Source organism: Peptoniphilus pacaensis (assembly GCF_900088125.1).
GTDB lineage: Bacteria > Bacillota > Clostridia > Tissierellales > Peptoniphilaceae > Aedoeadaptatus > Aedoeadaptatus pacaensis.
The window spans coordinates 354,682-370,587 of sequence record NZ_FLQT01000003.1 but is presented as its reverse complement, the minus strand read 5'-3'; the positions used below and the strand labels follow the sequence as shown (position 1 = coordinate 370,587).

At 48.1% G+C, this 15,906-nt stretch carries 14 protein-coding genes and 1 other RNA gene; 7 read left to right on the top strand and 8 right to left on the bottom strand.

Features of this window, described 5'->3' with window-relative positions; genetic code table 11:
* Positions 1 to 46: 46 nt before the first annotated feature.
* Positions 47 to 847 (bottom strand): NAD(+)/NADH kinase, encoded by an 801-nt coding sequence (locus BN7444_RS01875; protein WP_068454975.1) that lies wholly within the window; start codon positions 845 to 847, stop codon positions 47 to 49.
* Positions 848 to 904: 57 nt separating this feature from the next.
* On the opposite strand from BN7444_RS01875, the gene BN7444_RS01870 reads away from it, so the two are divergent.
* From BN7444_RS01870 to ssrS, 7 genes are all read left to right on the top strand, one after another.
* Positions 905 to 1,762, top strand: coding sequence for an RluA family pseudouridine synthase (locus BN7444_RS01870; protein WP_068454972.1), 858 nt, complete (start codon positions 905 to 907; stop codon positions 1,760 to 1,762).
* Positions 1,763 to 2,017: 255 nt separating this feature from the next.
* Positions 2,018 to 3,145 carry an acyl-CoA dehydrogenase family protein gene (locus BN7444_RS01865; RefSeq protein ID WP_068454969.1) on the top strand — a complete coding sequence of 376 codons (1,128 nt, stop codon included), beginning with the start codon at positions 2,018 to 2,020 and terminating at the stop codon, positions 3,143 to 3,145.
* 325 nt (positions 3,146 to 3,470) lie between these two features.
* Positions 3,471 to 4,598, top strand: coding sequence for an acyl-CoA dehydrogenase family protein (locus BN7444_RS01860; protein WP_068454966.1), 1,128 nt, complete (start codon positions 3,471 to 3,473; stop codon positions 4,596 to 4,598).
* Between the two features lie 66 nt (positions 4,599 to 4,664).
* Positions 4,665 to 5,483 (top strand): phosphate/phosphite/phosphonate ABC transporter substrate-binding protein, encoded by an 819-nt coding sequence (locus tag BN7444_RS01855; protein ID WP_068454963.1) that lies wholly within the window; start codon positions 4,665 to 4,667, stop codon positions 5,481 to 5,483.
* A 92-nt stretch (positions 5,484 to 5,575) separates the two neighbouring features.
* Positions 5,576 to 6,739 carry a cobalamin-independent methionine synthase II family protein gene (locus BN7444_RS01850; protein WP_068454960.1) on the top strand — a complete coding sequence of 388 codons (1,164 nt, stop codon included), beginning with the start codon at positions 5,576 to 5,578 and terminating at the stop codon, positions 6,737 to 6,739.
* Positions 6,732 to 7,244, top strand: coding sequence for an OsmC family protein (locus tag BN7444_RS01845; RefSeq protein ID WP_068454953.1), 513 nt, complete (start codon positions 6,732 to 6,734; stop codon positions 7,242 to 7,244). Before BN7444_RS01850 ends, BN7444_RS01845 begins: the two co-directional genes overlap by 8 nt.
* A 56-nt stretch (positions 7,245 to 7,300) precedes the next feature.
* Positions 7,301 to 7,480: non-coding RNA, 6S RNA (gene ssrS, locus BN7444_RS01840), on the top strand.
* A gap of 155 nt (positions 7,481 to 7,635) precedes the next feature.
* Here the strand turns inward: ssrS and BN7444_RS01835 are convergent.
* The 7 genes from BN7444_RS01835 to BN7444_RS01805 all read right to left on the bottom strand — a co-directional run bounded on the left by BN7444_RS01835 (position 7,636) and on the right by BN7444_RS01805 (position 15,668).
* Positions 7,636 to 9,033, bottom strand: a complete 1,398-nt coding sequence (locus BN7444_RS01835; protein WP_068454950.1) for an ABC transporter ATP-binding protein — start codon at positions 9,031 to 9,033, stop codon at positions 7,636 to 7,638.
* Entirely contained in the window at positions 9,021 to 9,710 is a 690-nt protein-coding gene (locus tag BN7444_RS01830; RefSeq protein ID WP_068454947.1) for an energy-coupling factor transporter transmembrane component T, read from the bottom strand. The genes BN7444_RS01835 and BN7444_RS01830 overlap by 13 nt, the downstream gene beginning before the upstream one ends.
* Positions 9,710 to 10,291 (bottom strand): MptD family putative ECF transporter S component, encoded by a 582-nt coding sequence (locus BN7444_RS01825; protein WP_068454944.1) that lies wholly within the window; start codon positions 10,289 to 10,291, stop codon positions 9,710 to 9,712. Before BN7444_RS01825 ends, BN7444_RS01830 begins: the two co-directional genes overlap by 1 nt.
* A gap of 8 nt (positions 10,292 to 10,299) precedes the next feature.
* On the bottom strand, positions 10,300 to 12,018 hold the full coding sequence (locus BN7444_RS01820) for an ABC transporter ATP-binding protein (RefSeq protein ID WP_068454941.1): 1,719 nt from the start codon (positions 12,016 to 12,018) through the stop codon (positions 10,300 to 10,302).
* On the bottom strand, positions 12,002 to 13,759 hold the full coding sequence (locus BN7444_RS01815) for an ABC transporter ATP-binding protein (RefSeq protein WP_068454938.1): 1,758 nt from the start codon (positions 13,757 to 13,759) through the stop codon (positions 12,002 to 12,004). Before BN7444_RS01815 ends, BN7444_RS01820 begins: the two co-directional genes overlap by 17 nt.
* A gap of 60 nt (positions 13,760 to 13,819) precedes the next feature.
* On the bottom strand, positions 13,820 to 14,404 hold the full coding sequence (locus BN7444_RS01810; RefSeq protein ID WP_068454935.1) for a TetR/AcrR family transcriptional regulator: 585 nt from the start codon (positions 14,402 to 14,404) through the stop codon (positions 13,820 to 13,822).
* Positions 14,405 to 14,639: 235 nt separating this feature from the next.
* Positions 14,640 to 15,668 (bottom strand): endonuclease/exonuclease/phosphatase family protein, encoded by a 1,029-nt coding sequence (locus tag BN7444_RS01805; RefSeq protein WP_068454931.1) that lies wholly within the window; start codon positions 15,666 to 15,668, stop codon positions 14,640 to 14,642.
* Between the last annotated feature and the right edge of the window lie 238 nt (positions 15,669 to 15,906).

Sequence of the window (15,906 nt, the reverse complement as noted above, 5' to 3'; positions counted from 1 at the left end):
CGGGCTCTTTTTTCGTGGCAATAAAAAAAGCCCCGCGGGGCTTCCTTTAAAGGAATTTACTCTTAATATTATCCCAGTAATTGTTTTCGATGACCAGTTTCTGAATCCGCTTTTCGGAAAAGCGAATATTGATCCGCTTCAGCTGGCTGTAGCTGTGCTCCCTGCCGTCGACGAGAATGAGATTGCTGTTGGTGTAGCGCCGCTCGGGCACGAGAGAGATCACGTGCTCGCCGGGAATGACCAGGGAGGTCTTTAAGGAGCGGTAGCTTTGGGAAGAGATTCCCGCCATAGGCGTCAGGACCATGGCCTCCACTTGGGGATGGATCATGCTGCCGCCGAGGGAAAGATTGTAACCGCTGGAGCCCGAAGGCGTGGCCACGAGCATGCCGTCGCCGGAAAATTTTTCCAAATGGTTTCGATCGACGAAGACATTCATGTGAATCACCTTGGAATTTTGCGCCTTTAAGACCACCTCGTTAATGGCCTGCACGTAATACTTCTTTTGATTGGTATAGACTTCCCCGTTTAAAATGGGCAGGGCCTCGATGTGGTAATTTTTATTTTTATAATCGTCGATAAAAGCGTCCAACTGCTCCGGGCTGATTTCCTGATAAAAACCCAAGTGGCCCGTGTTAATGCCCACGATGGGCGTGGAAGAAAAATTCGTGCGATTCACCGCCTTAATAAAGGCGCCGTCGCCGCCGACGGTAATGGTCAGCTCCGCCTTGGGAGACAGATTGGTGGTCGGCATAAATTGGTGCTGTTTCAATTTTTGAATGAGCCACTTGGTGGTTTTTCGACTTTCAAAATTAGAATTCGAAATAATATTTATGATGGGGTTGGTCATCAGATCACCTCCTTTAGAAAAAGTCCTTCACTTATATGGTAAAGCAAAAGGAGAAAAATGAAAAGTACAGAGGCCATGAAATTTATTACGCAGGCGCCGGTGAAGCGGGCGGATACATTTTTAAGAAGCGTCGGCTTCTCAAACGGTCACCTGCGCCGTGCCTTTCTCGCGGGCCTGGTGCGGCGGCGGGGCGAGGTGATTTTTAAATCCACGCCCCTGGATGCGGGAGATGCGATCGCCGTGTCCTTTAAAGATGAGGCCACGGATCTGGTGCCCGCACCTTTCAGGCAAAAGATCATTTACGAAGACGAAGACCTCCTCGTCATAGACAAGGGCGTGATCCCCTCTATGCCTTGCCGCATGTATCCCGACCACACCCTGGCCAACGAAATCGCCGGCTACTTTACATCCATCGACCTGAAGCGAAAGGTGCGTATGTTGGGGCGGCTGGACAGGGAGACCACGGGACTCGTCCTCGTGGCGAAAAATCCCTACGCCTACGGGCGGCTGGCGAAGGATCACACGAAAAACAAGCGCTACCTGGCACTGGTGAAGGGGGAAGTGCGGGAAGCCGGCACCATCGATGCACCCATAGGCGTAGGCGAGGCTTCCCTGGTGCGGATCGTCCGCCCCGACGGGCCAGAGGCCTTGACCCGCTACCGGCCTCTGGTAGCAGGAAAGGTAAGTCTCTTGGAGCTTCAGCTGGAAACGGGGCGCACCCATCAAATTCGCTGCCACATGGCCCATATCGGTCATCCCGTCTTAGGCGACGAGCTTTACGGCGGCGGCGAAGGGCAGGTGCATCTCCACGTGTGCGAACTGTCTTTCATCCATCCGCGAACAAAAAAATTTATGAGCCTCACCTCGCCCATGCCCGAGGCATGGAAGAAAATTTTAGAGGAATCCGCGGAATAAAGGGAAGGGGAGAGAGGGAAAAGAGAAAGATTTTTTAATCTATAGAAAAAGAGAATAGTTCATTTTTTTCATTGAAAATTACAATTTGACCGTGTAAGCGACCCGTGATAGAAATAGAGTATACGGGGTGCGTATGCATTTGAGTTTTCGTCAAGCCGAAAATATTTTTTCGGAGGCGTATCCGCCCCACGGCGGTGTCGTGCAATGCCCCTGATCGTCGGATGTGAACATAAGCTTAAAAAAGGAGAGGTTAAAATGGACTATTACTTAAAAGCCAGCGAGTTTGCGGAAAAATACGTGGCTCCCGTTGGAAGAAAAATCGACGAAACCAAAGAGTTCCCGAAAGACATCTTCGAAAAATTATATGCCGAAGATTTCCTGAAACTGATCATTCCCGAATCCGAAGGCGGCCTCGGCGGCGACATTTACGATCACGCTGAAATCATTCGCGCTCTGGCAAAAGAATCGGCTACCGTCGGTCTCTGCTACATGATGCACAATGTGGCATTAAACGTCATCTTAAACGCAGCCAAAGACGAATTAAAGAAACAAATCATCGACGAAGTCATTAACGAAGGCAAGGTCCTGGCTTTGGCTTATTCCGAATCCGGCTCCGGCGTTAACTTCTACTATCCCGAAACTACCGCCAAGAGAGACGGCGAAGGCTGGGTACTGAACGGCTCCAAGAGCATGGTTACATCCGCCGAATACGCATCCTATTACATGGTCATCGCAAAGACAGGCGAAGGCCGCGCCGACACCGACAACTTCTGTGTCCCCGTGGACTCCAAGAACCTTACCTTCCGCATGGATCGTTGGAACGGCATCGGCTTAAAGGGCAATGTATCCTGCCCCATGTACATGGACGACATGCCTATCGATGAACTGCACCGCGTCGGCACCGAAGGCAGCGGCATGGAACAAATCCTGACCTTGGTTGCACCTCTCTTCGTACAAGGCCTTGCAGCCGTCTACAGCGGCTTAAACGAAGCCATCGCAAGAGAAGCCATTATGCACGCCATGGACAGAAAATTCCCCGACGGCTCCACCTTGGCCAATGTGGACACCATTAAGCTTCACATCTCCAAGATCTACAACTACGCCAACGCCGGCGTATCCGCTTGCCGCGCATCGGCACTGGCAGCACGTAACGGCGACGAAGACGCTTTGGCAAAAATTCTTTCCGCCCGCGTCATCGCCATCGAAAACGTCGTGGAAGCCGGTCGCTTAGGTATGTTAATCGGCGGTGGCCGTGCATACAGCCAATACAGAAACTTCGCTCGCTACCTGGCAGACGGCCTCGCAGGTCAAGTCATGGCACCGAGTGTCGACATTCTCCATCAATGGATCGGCTCCGTCTTAACGGGCCAAATGATTCCGTAAAAAATGAGTATAATAACGGGCGAAGGCATTTGCATCGCCCGTTTTTTTTAATTAAATCTGCGAAATATTGGGAGCGGGAAAGGGGACAAAGAGGAAGATTTTTTAATCTATAGAAAAAACAAATAGTTCATTTTTTCCATTGAAAATTAAAATTTGACCGGGTTCCCGGGGCGTGATAGAAATAGAGTATACGGGGTGCGTATGCATTTGAGTTTTCGTCAAGCCGAAAATATTTTTTCGGAGGCGTATCCGCCCCACGGCGGTGTCGTGCAATGCCCCTGATCGTCGGATGTGAACATAAGCTTAAAAAAGGAGAAAGGTTAAAATGGACTATTACTTAAAAGCCAGCGAGTTTGCGGAAAAATACGTGGCTCCCGTTGGAAGAAAAATCGACGAAACCAAAGAGTTCCCGAAAGACATCTTCGAAAAATTATATGCCGAAGGATTCTTAAAGCTGATCATTCCCGAATCCGAAGGCGGCCTCGGCGGCGACATTTATGATCACGCTGAAGTCGTTCGCGCCCTCGCCAAAGAATCGGCTACCGTCGGTCTCTGCTACATGATGCACAATGTGGGATTAAACGTCATCTTAAGCGTAGCCAAAGACGAATTAAAGAAACAAATCATCGACGAAGTCATTAACGAAGGCAAGATCCTGGCTTTGGCTTATTCCGAATCCGGTTCCGGCGTCTACTTCCACTATCCTGATACCACCGCCAAGAGAGACGGGGAAGGCTGGGTAATCAACGGTTCCAAGAGCATGGTCACCTCCGCTGAATATGCGTCCTACTACATTCTTATTGCCAAGACCGGCGAAGGTCGCGCCGACACGGACCACTTCTGCATACCTCTGGACTCCAAGGGCCTTTCCTTCCGCATGGATCGCTGGAACGGCATCGGCTTAAAGGGCAATGTATCCTGCCCTATGTACATGGAAGACATGTATATCGATGAGTTATACCGCGTTGGCGATAACGGCGCCGGCATGGAACAAATGTTTGCTTTTGCCGCTCCTCCTTTCGTTCAAGGCCTTGCAGCCGTCTACTGCGGCTTAAACGAAGCCATTGCAAGAGAAGCCATTATGCACGCCATGGACAGACAATTCCCCGACGGCTCCACTTTGGCCAATGTGGATACCATTAAGCTTCACATTTCCAAGATCTACAACAACGCCAACGCCGGCGTATCCGCTTGCCGTGCATCGGCATTGGCAGCACGTAACGGCGACGAAGACGCCTTGATAAAAATTCTTTCAGCCCGCGTCATCGCCATCGAAAACGTCGTGGAATCCGGTCGCTTAGGTATGTTAATCGGCGGCGGCCGCGCATACAGCCAATACAGAAACTTTGCTCGCTACCTGGCAGACGGCCTTGCAGGTCAAGTCATGGCACCGAGTGTAGATGTTCTCCATCAATGGATCGGCTCCGTCTTAACGGACCAAATGATTCCGTAAGAATTGGGTATAAATACGGGCGAAGTCTTATGCATCGCCCGTTTTGTTTTGAGAAAGGATGAGACAATGACGAAAACATTAAAAGTAGGCGCAGTTATTTACGATCCCAAGGTCACGGTTATCTGGGACATGATTCGCCAATTCATCGAAGACCAAGGCCACGACATTTCAATCGAGCCAGTCTTTTTCGACGACTACAGAAACCAAGTGAAGGCTTTGATGAACAAGGAAATCGACATCGCTTGGAACTCCCCCTTGGCCAATCGGGAAGCGGAGCTGCGCATGGAAGGCAAGGTAAAATACGGCCTCATGCGTGACACGGACAGAGATCTGCACACGGTGCTCGTGGCAAAAAAAGACAGCGGCATTAAATCCGTGGAAGATCTTCGCGGCAAGAAAGTGGCATTCGGCGCCATCGACTCGCCTCAAGCCCGTTTGATTCCCATTCAATACCTCCGGGAAAACGGCATGGAATTCGGTAAGGACTACGAAGAAGTGCGCTACGACATCGGCGTCGGCTTAGACGGCGACCACACCGGCGGCGAATTGGACGCCATTAAATCCGTGGAAGCCGGCGAAAACGTGGCGGGCTTTGCCATCGAAGGCAATTACAAAGCATGGACCGCCGACGGCACCGTAGACGGCAATCAATTGGAAGTCATCGGCAAGACCAACGGCTTCGACCACTGCATCTTCACCGCCCATGAAGGCGTGGCAGACGAAGACATTGAAGCTTTCAACGCCGTGTTAAAGACCATGGACTACAGCAAGAAACGGGACAAGGAAATCCTGGATCTGGAAGGCTTAAAGGAATGGGTAGACGGCCGCACCACGAATTTCACCGAAATCAGAAAAGCCGTCGACTACATGAACTTCTTTGAATAAGAAGGGCATCAAGGTATAAAATAAAGACAGACGGGAGGCGAAGAGGATCAAATCTCCGCCTCCTGAGTCTGTCTTTTTTTAAAGGAGGATTTATGTTTGAAGTATCCTTAATGGGCTCCATGCCCAGAGGCAACGCCCTCTTAAAGGCCGCTCGGGACGTGTCCAAGGGGCGACTGGACAGGGAAAGCTACGAAGCCATGGTGGCGGCGGGCACGGAAAAAGTCGTGCGCCTGCAAGAGGCCTACGACGTGGACTACATTACCTCGGGGGAACAGGGCCGAGACAATTACGTCTCCTTTATCGCCGGCGCATTGGACGGCGTGGAGATGATGAGCATGAGCGACATGCTTCCCTATATCGAAGACAAAAAAGCCTACGAAGACATGCTGAGCATTTTGGACGTGCCGGCCAACAGCATTAAAAACGCCATCTGCCAAGGCAAGATCAAGCGCAGCCGCTCCCTGGTCGGCGGCGAGCTGGAGGCCATGAAAAAACTCACGGACCGCAAGATCAAAATCACCCTGCCCGGGCCCTATCTGGTCACTCGCTCCATGTGGCTCAAAGGCCTTTCCGACGACTTCTACGATTCCAAGGAAGCCCTGGGAGAAGACGTGATCCGCGTCTTTAAAGAAGAGATTGAAGAGTTGCAGGCCATGGGCGTGGACATCATTCAATTCGACGAGCCCGTGCTCACGGAAGTGGTCTTTTCTCCCGCCCACACCCGCACCTTTATGTGCGCGTCCCTGTCGGAAAAGAAAGATCCCACGGAAGAGCTGGCCTTCGCCACCCACTTGATTCAATCGGTCTTTAAGACCATCGACCGGAGCAAATCCAAAGTGGGCCTCCACGTCTGCCGGGGCAATTGGAGCAAGGACGAAACCATTCTTCTGACGGGCCCTTACACGCCCCTCTTGGATCTCTTCGAAGCCGTGAAGGCGGACATCTACTTCCTGGAATTTTCCACGGACCGCGCCGGGAGCATCGGATCCCTCTTCGAAGGCCACGACATCTTTAAAGACGCCACTCTTGGCCTCGGCGTCATGAATCCCCGCAGCGACGAAGCCGAGCCGGCGGAGGCGATCATCGCCCGGGTGGAAGAGGTCATGGAATATCTGCCCAAGGAGCGGATCATGCTCAATCCCGACTGCGGCTTTGCCACATTCGCGAAAAAGCCCGTTAACGAGCTGGAACACATCGAAGAAAAACTCGCCGTGCTGGAATCGGTGAAAGAAAACTTGAGGGCACGCTATGCGTAACTCCTCCGGCGAAATAAAATCCTCTGCGGCGAAGCAGGTAGACAAACCCGACGAAGCCCACGTCTTCGAAATGAGCATGCGGGGCACCTGTCAGGACCTAAAGGAAGTGCGCCTCTACACGGACCGAAAAGAGCTCACCGTGGGCTGCACCATGAGCTTCGACAACGAATACGACGGCGTCACCGCCATGAGCTACTTTCTGGGAAGCCTCCTCTCATCCATGATCCACACCGCCATTAAAGAATTTAAACAGGCGGGGATTGTCATGGACGAAATCGAAGGCATCCTTCACGCTCGCTTGAAAAATCCCCTGCGCATGATTCCCGTGCGGGGCTACGACGATCCGCCGGACATCGAGTCCATTCACGTGAAGCTCTTTTACTACGCCGACGGCGACGAAGAGGAGCTGAACGCCCTCCTGATTAAAGCCCAAGATGTGAATCCCATCTACCGGCTGGTGAGCCGCTCCGTTGACGTGAAGATCGACGCGGAATGGGTGCTTTAGGCTCCCGCCATTCTTGAATAAGAAAGGGCATCGTAGTATAATATAGATAAATCAAATAACCCCTGCGCGGTTCGATACCTTCTATTAATTCAACCGACAAATCAGACACGGGAAATTGTGTCTAGTTACCTATAACAAGCCTCCACTGAGTGGAAGTTAGACGTAGTTAGCAAATTACCCACCTTTACTATAAGGGCGGGTCTGAATTAAACGAAGCCCGGCCCTGTGGGGGATCCAAAGATCCGGCCCCGCCGGGTCTTTTTTATTGCCTTGAATAATTAATTGAAGTGCAACAAAAAAAGCAGCTCCGAAGTGCACTGACTCCCAAAGGCTGGATTTCCGGGTCCAACTTTATGGAGTCACTCTACTAAGGTTAACCTGCTTTTTTAGTTTAATTCTTTTGAATTCCGAAAGAACCCATGTCGATGATCTCATCTGCCGTACGATTTAAAAATTCCGTATCGTGGGAAACGACGAGTAAAATCCTTCCATCTTTTGCCAACGACCGCGTAAGTCCCGAAATGCTGACCATATTTTCGTAATCCATTCCACTTGTCGGCTCGTCAAAGCCGATAATTTCCCGATCGCTCAATAAAACCGAAGCAATGGCGACCCGTTGCTTTTCGCCGCCGGACAAACTCATGGGATGGCGCTCTTTCTTATCCAAAAGGTTTAAGCGATCCAATATTTGTTCACGCTTTTCCTCGTCGATCGTCTTTTGCCCGAGCACGACTTCCCCCGCCACGGTATCGCTGAAAAGTTGATGGTTCACATCCTGCATAACCAATGCGGATTGTGCCAGTCGTTTACGCTTTGGTATCTTTGCTCCTTTAAATTCGACATCGTCTTTCACGCTCTTTTCGATGCCGAGAAGACTTCTGAGGAATGTGGATTTTCCACAACCGTTGGTTCCGACGATGCCGTAAACCTTTCCTTTTGCAAGGCCAATATCTTCTACGGAAAATCCCTTCGCCGATCCCTCAAAAAAGTGCTGTAAACAATGAATGTTGAGATCGGATCCGTTATGATTTCCTGATTTTTCCTTTAATTCTATAGGGCGTGTCGAACGTAACCCTTGGGCATACAACGCTTTTTCGGAAAGATCCAAAAACGCACTTTTGTTAAAAGTTGTTTTCAGTTTTCCCTTCTCCATAAGATAAATTCTATCTACGAGATCCATAAGGTAATAAAGCCGATGTTCGGCAATCACTAATGTAATGCCTTCTCTTTTTAGCAAATAAAGCATATCGTGTAAGATTCGAGTCGTCTTTTCATCTAAATTTGATGACGGTTCGTCGAGGAGAATAATGGGTGCACCACTTATATAGGCCGCGGCGATGCTCAACACTTGTTTTTCACCGCCGGATAATTTGAAAATATCACGATCCATTAAATGCCGGATATGGAAAAGAGCGAGCATTTTCTCCAATCGCTCCTTCATTTTTTCGCGACAAAGGCCTATGTTCTCCAAATAAAAAACGAGTTCCAAGGTCGTATCCACATTGAAAAAATGGGTCTTGGGATTTTGAAACACGCTGGCTATCATTTGGGACAGATCGGCCATGCTCATTTTTTCAACTGCACGACCGTCGATCAGTATCTCCCCTTCGAGAAATGCTCCGTCGTAAGAAGAGGCGATGCCGTTGATGGCGCGTAAAATGGAAGATTTGCCGGATCCGCTCTTTCCTGCGAGCAAGACGCATTCGCCGTCCGCCACAGAAAAGGTAATGTCATGTAAGCTTTTTTCGGCATCGCCATACGTTAGGGATAAATGTTTTATCTCAAGCATAACCAGCCTCCCAATACAAAACCGAACACGCCGAGAAAATACACGAGGTCGACGCCGCCGCGTTTCACTTCCCGATAGCGCGTTTTCTCTCCCTCGATGCCGATTCCCCGCGTTTCCGCCGCCATGGCAATATCATCGGCAATAGTCGACGATAAAATAAGCAACGGAACGCTTACATATTCCCCGTAGCGCAAAGGATTTTTCCACGTAATCCCTCGTATCTTCATCGCCTGCTTAATGTGATAATGCTCTTCCTTAAAAGAAGGAAAAAAGCGAAACATGACGGCGACGGGGATGGTAATGACCCTGGGCACATGAACGGTATCCATAGAGGTTATAATATCGCCTACGTCAGATGTTTGAATTAGATATTTCCCTGCCATAAAGGGCAAGTAAAACATTTTAACCACGACTAAAAGGGCGACAAACATTTTTAAAAATCCGGGAAGGGCCATGGCGCCTTCAAAATTCGGCAGGAAATAAAGAAGAGTGAAAACCAAAAAACCTTGCAATGCTTCTTTTTTTAATCCTCTTAACCAAAAGAACAAACTGATCCACACCATCACACCCCAAGCAAAAAGTCCAATGGGGTGTAATACGGTAAAGCTTACGAGCATGGTAACAATGAATTTCGTAATGGGGTTTGGATCAAATGAAACACTTGGCGTTTCATTCATTATGCAATGCCCGCCTTAATGAAGTGTTTTTTAAGCATGGCGCGGCCGATCCATGCGCCGACGATGCCGCCGATAAAAGCCCCTGCATAGACGATGGCCATATGGGGGTAGGTGATAAGTTTTTCAAGCGCTTGAACATAATCCGATCCCATCATGGCACACATTTCCATATATTTTTCCTTTACTAAGAGCATTTGCATAAGGGATCCGCAAATCCACATATTAAAAATACCAAAGGCGATGGCGTTATTTTTAAAGGAACGGTAATTTCCGCCTCGGCGAATAAATTCCGCGATCAACATCACCACTAATGCGTGTACAGGCACCACGTAAGTATGTCCCATGACAAACATTCCCAGGGGCGTCAACATTCCGAAGATAAAAAGCGCCCAGGGTTTTTGCTCTTTCGCCATAAACAACATGACGATGACGCCGCTAACGATGCCGAGAATGGTCGGATAGATTAAAAATAAAATAGGGATCATGCCCATCATTCCGACGCCGAACATTACAATACAATAGATAACGGCAAAGATCCCGATGGTAACGAGATCTTTGACCTTTAATTTTTCATTTTTCATACTTCCTCCTAATACACAAAGGCTTCCGCCATTTCAGATTTTTCCATAAGGTTTCGGTAGGTCGGCGAGGTTTTCAGCAGTTCGTCGTGCCTGCCTTCTCCTTCGACTTTTCCTTTGTTTAAGACGACGATTTTATCCGCTTTTTCCACGCTCTTTAAGCGGTGGGAAATGATGACCACCGTCTTATTTTGAATTAAATGGTTCAGGGATTGTTGAATGATCCGTTCATTTTCTACATCCAAGCTGGATGTGATTTCGTCGAGAATTAAAATAGGCGCATCTTTCAAGAACGCCCGGGCGATGGAAAGCCGTTGCCGTTGACCGCCGGAAAGTTCCTGTCCGTTTTCCCCGATGGCCGTATGGAATCCTTCGGGCATTTCGTCAATAAAATCCATGCAATTGGCCATACGCGCCGCTTCTTTTACTTCCTCGTCGGTGGCATCCAAACGTCCGATGCGAATGTTTTCCATGACGCTCGTATTAAAGAGCATCACGTCTTGGAAGACGATGGATGTCTTTTTAAAGAGGGAGTCGGTGGAAACATTTTGAATATCGTAGTCGTCGATGCGAATGGCGCCGGAATCGTAATCGTAAAGGCGGCTCATGAGTTTTAAGAGGGTACTCTTACCGCAGCCGCTGGGCCCGACGAGGGCGGTAACGTCCCCTTGGCGAGCGGTGAAGTTCACGCCGTCCAGCACGTTCTTTTCGCCGTAGCCGAAGTGAACATTTTCTACATCAATGCTTACGCGTCGAAGATCCACGTCTTTTCCCTTTTGGAGGGGCGCATCTTGAATCGAGGCGATATTTTCGACGCGAGGGGTAATGTGGCGAATTTCCAGAGCCGCTTCGCTGGAAAGATCAATTAAATCTTTAAGTTTCATGGCGGCGAGGACATAGCCTACGACATAGAGTAAACTCACTTCTCCTTTGGCGAGGAGCCCGACGCCGACGTAAAGGACGATCCCGAGACTGATAAAGGAAAATAAATTCGACAGGGCCATAATGCCCACAGCTAAGCCTTCGGTCTTCATCTGGATCTTTTCGCTTTCGTCCATTTTGGTGTAAAGATCCTTTTGAACGTCATCCGTTAAATGGTAGCTCCGGATTTCCTGATGCAGCTCGATGGCCTCTTGAAAATCTTCCGCATTGGCCCGCAGCTGATCGAAGAATTTTTTATTCCTCTTAATGCCCTCTCCTTTAAAAGCGACGAGGATTAAGAGGCGTAGCGTCATGGGAAGGATGACCGCAAGGCCCAGCTTAACATTCCCTACCAACAGCATGACGCCGAGAATGGGAATGAAGAGGTAGAGCCCGTAAATTTTCGGAATCGCGTGGCTCATGGCGTGTTCGATGGCTTCTACATCGGACATAATGGATTGCGCCAAATCGCTTAAATTGCGTTTTGAGAAAAAGGCCAGGGGCAATTTCGCCAAAGTCTTCCCCAAATTTTCTCGCAAGTTCGCCGATTCTTTGTAGGTGGCGTTATACATGCGCTCGTACTCCACGAGGAGAGCGACAAACAATATGACGCAAATGCCGAGAGATAGCGCGAAATAAAGTGTTTGCGAATAGAATGTGCCTTCTAAAATCTGCTGACCCAGCAACATAAGAATCATGACGGGAAACATGGCGATGACGTTGACGATAAAGCTCGCCCACACGGCACGCACCAATCCCTGTGCACCTTCTTCGGTTACATGGAATTTCTTTTTAAAGTGCTCTTTCATCGTTGATCCTCCAATCATTGGCCATGTTATAGCGCAAAAGTTCCCGCTTGTAGTAGCTGTCTTTTGCCATCAGCACGTCGTGGCTTCCTCGCTCCACAACCTTCCCCTTTTCCATGACGAGGATTTCATCTACGTTTCGCACGCTCGTCAAGCGGTGGGCGATCATAATAACGGTTTTGCCCTCCATGAGCTTTTTAAAGGATGCCTGCAATTTGTACTCATTGTCGGCGTCGATGGCGGCGCTGGCTTCGTCCATTACCACGATTTTTGCGTCTTTCAGCATGGCGCGGGCAATGGCGATCCGTTGTTTTTCTCCACCGGAAAGGTACACGCCCTTGGCGCCGATTAAGGTGTGGATGCCCTCGGGCAGGTTTTCGATAATGTCCATGGAGGCGGCGTCTTTCAGCGCCTTCAACACCTCGTCTTCCGTGGCGCCGCCTTTGGCGACGGCGATGTTGTCGAATATGGAGCCGTTAAAGAGTTTCGGATCTTGGAAAATAAAGGCGATGTTTTTCGCCACGGCTTTTTCCGAATAATCGGACAAAGGCGTTCCGCCGATGAAGATGTCGCCGCCGTCGATTTTATAAAATCCGGAAAGGAGTTTGGCGAGGGTAGATTTCCCCGATCCCGACGCGCCGATGAGGGCGTAGGTTTTGCCACCGTCCAGGTTCAGGTTGAAATCCTTAAAGACGGGCTTATCTCCGTAGCCGAAGTCCACGTGGGAAAAGACGATATCCTCTCCGTCAAAAGTTTCCTTCGTTCCGAAGGCAATTTTATCTTTCAGCATGTCGTCGTACATTTTTTCTAAATTGGAGAGGGCGTAGTTGGCGTTAAAAATATACATGCTGGAATACATGATTCGCATGAGAGATGAAAAGGTGACCCCCGAAATAAAGAGGAGCATGATCATTTCCACGTAGAAAGAACGCATATCGCCTACGCGGTGTAAGTATAATGACAGGGGAATCATGACGATGGCAGTGACGCCGATTAGGAGCCATTGAATCGCCGTGTAAGGCAATTTGCAGGATTTGGAATAAGCATAGGCGTATTTTGCGTAATCGTGAATGGCGTCGTGAAGTGCTTTAAAGGATTGAACGTCGGCGCCGAAAATTTTGACAACTTGAATGCCCCGAATGTATTCCACCGTTTCGGCACTCATACGCTTTAAGGCGTCTTGGTAAATTTGCATAAATTTCGTTTCCCCGCCCATCATGGATTTAAAGAGCAAACCGCCGATGACGATAAGGACGACGAGGACGATGCCCAAACGAATGCTCACGTAAAAACCTAAGATCAAACTTAGAATGGGTACGACGAAGGCTTGCCCTAAATCGGGAATCATGTGCGCCACCGATTGGTGCGTTAACCCGGCGTTGTCGTCGATGGTTTTGCGAACGACGCCGCTGGGATTGAGATCGAAAAAACGGAAACTGGCTTTTGTCACGCCGTCGATGCCTTTTTTGCGAAGATTGGTTTCCACGTGAAATCCTAATTTATGGGATGCGATGCCCGATGCAAAATAAAGCAAACTGCCCGCTGTCAAGGTCATCATGGTGCGAATAGAGAGCGCCATGGCGTGGGCGACGTTGCCTTCTTGAATCAACGCCACCATGACGCAGTAGACGAAATAATAGCCCGCCACGAGACCTGCGGCGCTTGCAACGGATAAAAGCAGAGATAAGTAACCGTAACCTTTCGCCTCGGGTACATATGCGAATATTTTTTTGTAAATGGCCATAAGACCTCCTTCCTCGTGATAATAATTATCACGGCATCTTGTAAAAAAACTTAAACCGACTTAGACTGTCGATTTAAGTATGTTTTGGGTGGCGGCGAGAAGAAGTTGGCGATGCTTTTTAAAATTTTCCCGTGCATCTAAAAGTTCGCTGCCGAGGATCATCGTGTTGATGAAATCCGTGAGCAAATCAAGCATGTCCTCATTCATCTTCACGCCCCCTTCGGAAAATAAAAATGCGTTTGATTCTTCCAGGGTTTGCTCCTTTAATTTTAAAAACAGCTTTTCCAATTTTTCATTGCGACGCTTGGCGAGTAAAAACTGCACGTACACCGGCATATAGGGGTTGTCATCAAGCATTTTCTCTACGATGCTCTCCGCCACAAATTCCGGATCGATCGGGCCGTCATAGCTTGCCGTGGCATCCTTGATAATGTCGTTCCGGTAGCGCATGCCCTCCACCATTAAATCGTAGAGAATGTCGTCGACGCTTTTGTAGTAATGGTACAGGCCGCCTTTGGAAAGCCCCGTCGCCTCTACAACATCTTCCATGGTGACGTGGCTGTAGCCTTTTTCCGTTATGAGTTTTGCCGCCGCAGCTAAAATTTCTTTCTTTCGCGCCTCCGGACGTAAACGCTTTTTGACCATAACCTCTCCTCCCTGTTTCTGCTACCGACGGTTCCGTCGGCAATAATAATGTACAACGGTTTTCGTTTTTCGTCAATCTTTTTTCGCCCACAAAAAAAGCAGCTCCTTCGAGCCGCTTTTTTGCATTAGAAAACCCCCGGTTAGACCGGGGGTTCCGTTGCACTTCGATTGCAATTTGAACAATAAAAAAGCGACGAAGATATCATTCTAAGTCGCTTGCTTCATAACGTAAATTTTAATTGGTTAACTCCTGTATTTCTGTAAACACACACAAATGGTCTGAGTTGCTATGGGCTTTAAGCTCTATGTTTTTCACACCATACTTATTATTTGGTATTAAAATATGATCTATTCTTGTCCTAAAAGGCGATGGAATATCTATGTTCCATGTTCCCGAATTAAATTTCGGTGCATGCTCCAAAGCATCGACATGTGTTTTTATAGTATTAAGACGACCATGCTTCATTGTGGCATTGAAATCTCCAATTATAATCGAATCTTTATTATGCTTAGAAAGGTCTGAAATTAAATCTAAATCATTTTTCCAAATGCCCATTAACCCCGGAAGCGGAGGTGCCGTGTGCAATCCTATAATGGACGGTTTTCCCTTTGTAGTTGGAGATAAATAGACTGTTCCAAATCTCGTCATAGGTGTTTTCTTGTAAAAATTGTAGCGACCGAATGCCCTCTTTATCACGATTGTAACGGGAGCTATACTGCCCTCCGTCGGTTCCGAAACATAGACTTCATACTTTTCGAAATCAATACCGGCTTTTTTGAACAAATTAATGAGCCTACTATTCGAATGATCCCCTTTTTCATATCCTCCAAGTTCCGGGAACACAGCGATATCAGCGTCAAATTCGCCGAAAATATCTCGGATGTTTGCCTCGTTTATATTGTCAGCTACATTCCATTCAACGAGTCTAATTGTCTGACCATCACGGCTTGTCTCGACTAGTTTATCTGTGCCGGTTCCTCCGAAAATAAAAAGCATTGAAAAAACCATTGATGAAATTAAAATTGAATTTGGCGTATCAAATTTCAATTTAAATCCATTCTTTAACAAGGTAATTGCCACTGCTAATAATGAAAAAAGGAGCATTACAACGCATATCATGGTAAAAAAAGAATATAAATGGGCAAATCCGAATGTTGTTGTGAGCATTCTATTTAATTTGTACTCCGAGAAAAAAGCATAGCTACATCCAAAAATGGCATAGATCAGAAGAAATAGGCAAAATAAAATGTCTCTTTTTTTCATAGTAAAATCCATTCTCCTTCACTGTATAAAATTGTTGCTCATCCTGTGGCGAGTAGCCTTTCTTTAACGTATTTTCCCTTTATTTTCGTTTTTAAAATTTCGGCTCTTTTTCTTTGACAAAACATCAATTTTTACTCATCTTTTTGTAACCGCGGGAGAGGAGACAAGGCGTATATTAAAATCAGATAGCGGTAGCCAAAGAGATGTCGAATGCCTTTATAAAGCAGACGTCGTAACC

Bases quoted from the DNA above. Each gene is read 5' to 3' on its own strand.
- BN7444_RS01845 (WP_068454953.1), top strand. From the start codon at position 6,732: ATGCGTAACTCCTCCGGCGAAATAAAATCCTCTGCGGCGAAGCAGGTA.
- BN7444_RS01855 (WP_068454963.1), top strand. From the start codon at position 4,665: ATGACGAAAACATTAAAAGTAGGCGCAGTTATTTACGATCCCAAGGTC.
- BN7444_RS01815 (WP_068454938.1), bottom strand. From the start codon at position 13,759: ATGGCCATTTACAAAAAAATATTCGCATATGTACCCGAGGCGAAAGGT.
- BN7444_RS01805 (WP_068454931.1), bottom strand. From the start codon at position 15,668: ATGAAAAAAAGAGACATTTTATTTTGCCTATTTCTTCTGATCTATGCC.
- BN7444_RS01870 (WP_068454972.1), top strand. From the start codon at position 905: ATGAAAAGTACAGAGGCCATGAAATTTATTACGCAGGCGCCGGTGAAG.
- BN7444_RS01810 (WP_068454935.1), bottom strand. From the start codon at position 14,404: ATGGTCAAAAAGCGTTTACGTCCGGAGGCGCGAAAGAAAGAAATTTTA.
- BN7444_RS01875 (WP_068454975.1), bottom strand. From the start codon at position 847: ATGACCAACCCCATCATAAATATTATTTCGAATTCTAATTTTGAAAGT.
- BN7444_RS01865 (WP_068454969.1), top strand. From the start codon at position 2,018: ATGGACTATTACTTAAAAGCCAGCGAGTTTGCGGAAAAATACGTGGCT.
- BN7444_RS01820 (WP_068454941.1), bottom strand. From the start codon at position 12,018: ATGAAAGAGCACTTTAAAAAGAAATTCCATGTAACCGAAGAAGGTGCA.
- BN7444_RS01830 (WP_068454947.1), bottom strand. From the start codon at position 9,710: ATGAATGAAACGCCAAGTGTTTCATTTGATCCAAACCCCATTACGAAA.
- BN7444_RS01835 (WP_068454950.1), bottom strand. From the start codon at position 9,033: ATGCTTGAGATAAAACATTTATCCCTAACGTATGGCGATGCCGAAAAA.
- BN7444_RS01860 (WP_068454966.1), top strand. From the start codon at position 3,471: ATGGACTATTACTTAAAAGCCAGCGAGTTTGCGGAAAAATACGTGGCT.
- BN7444_RS01850 (WP_068454960.1), top strand. From the start codon at position 5,576: ATGTTTGAAGTATCCTTAATGGGCTCCATGCCCAGAGGCAACGCCCTC.
- BN7444_RS01825 (WP_068454944.1), bottom strand. From the start codon at position 10,291: ATGAAAAATGAAAAATTAAAGGTCAAAGATCTCGTTACCATCGGGATC.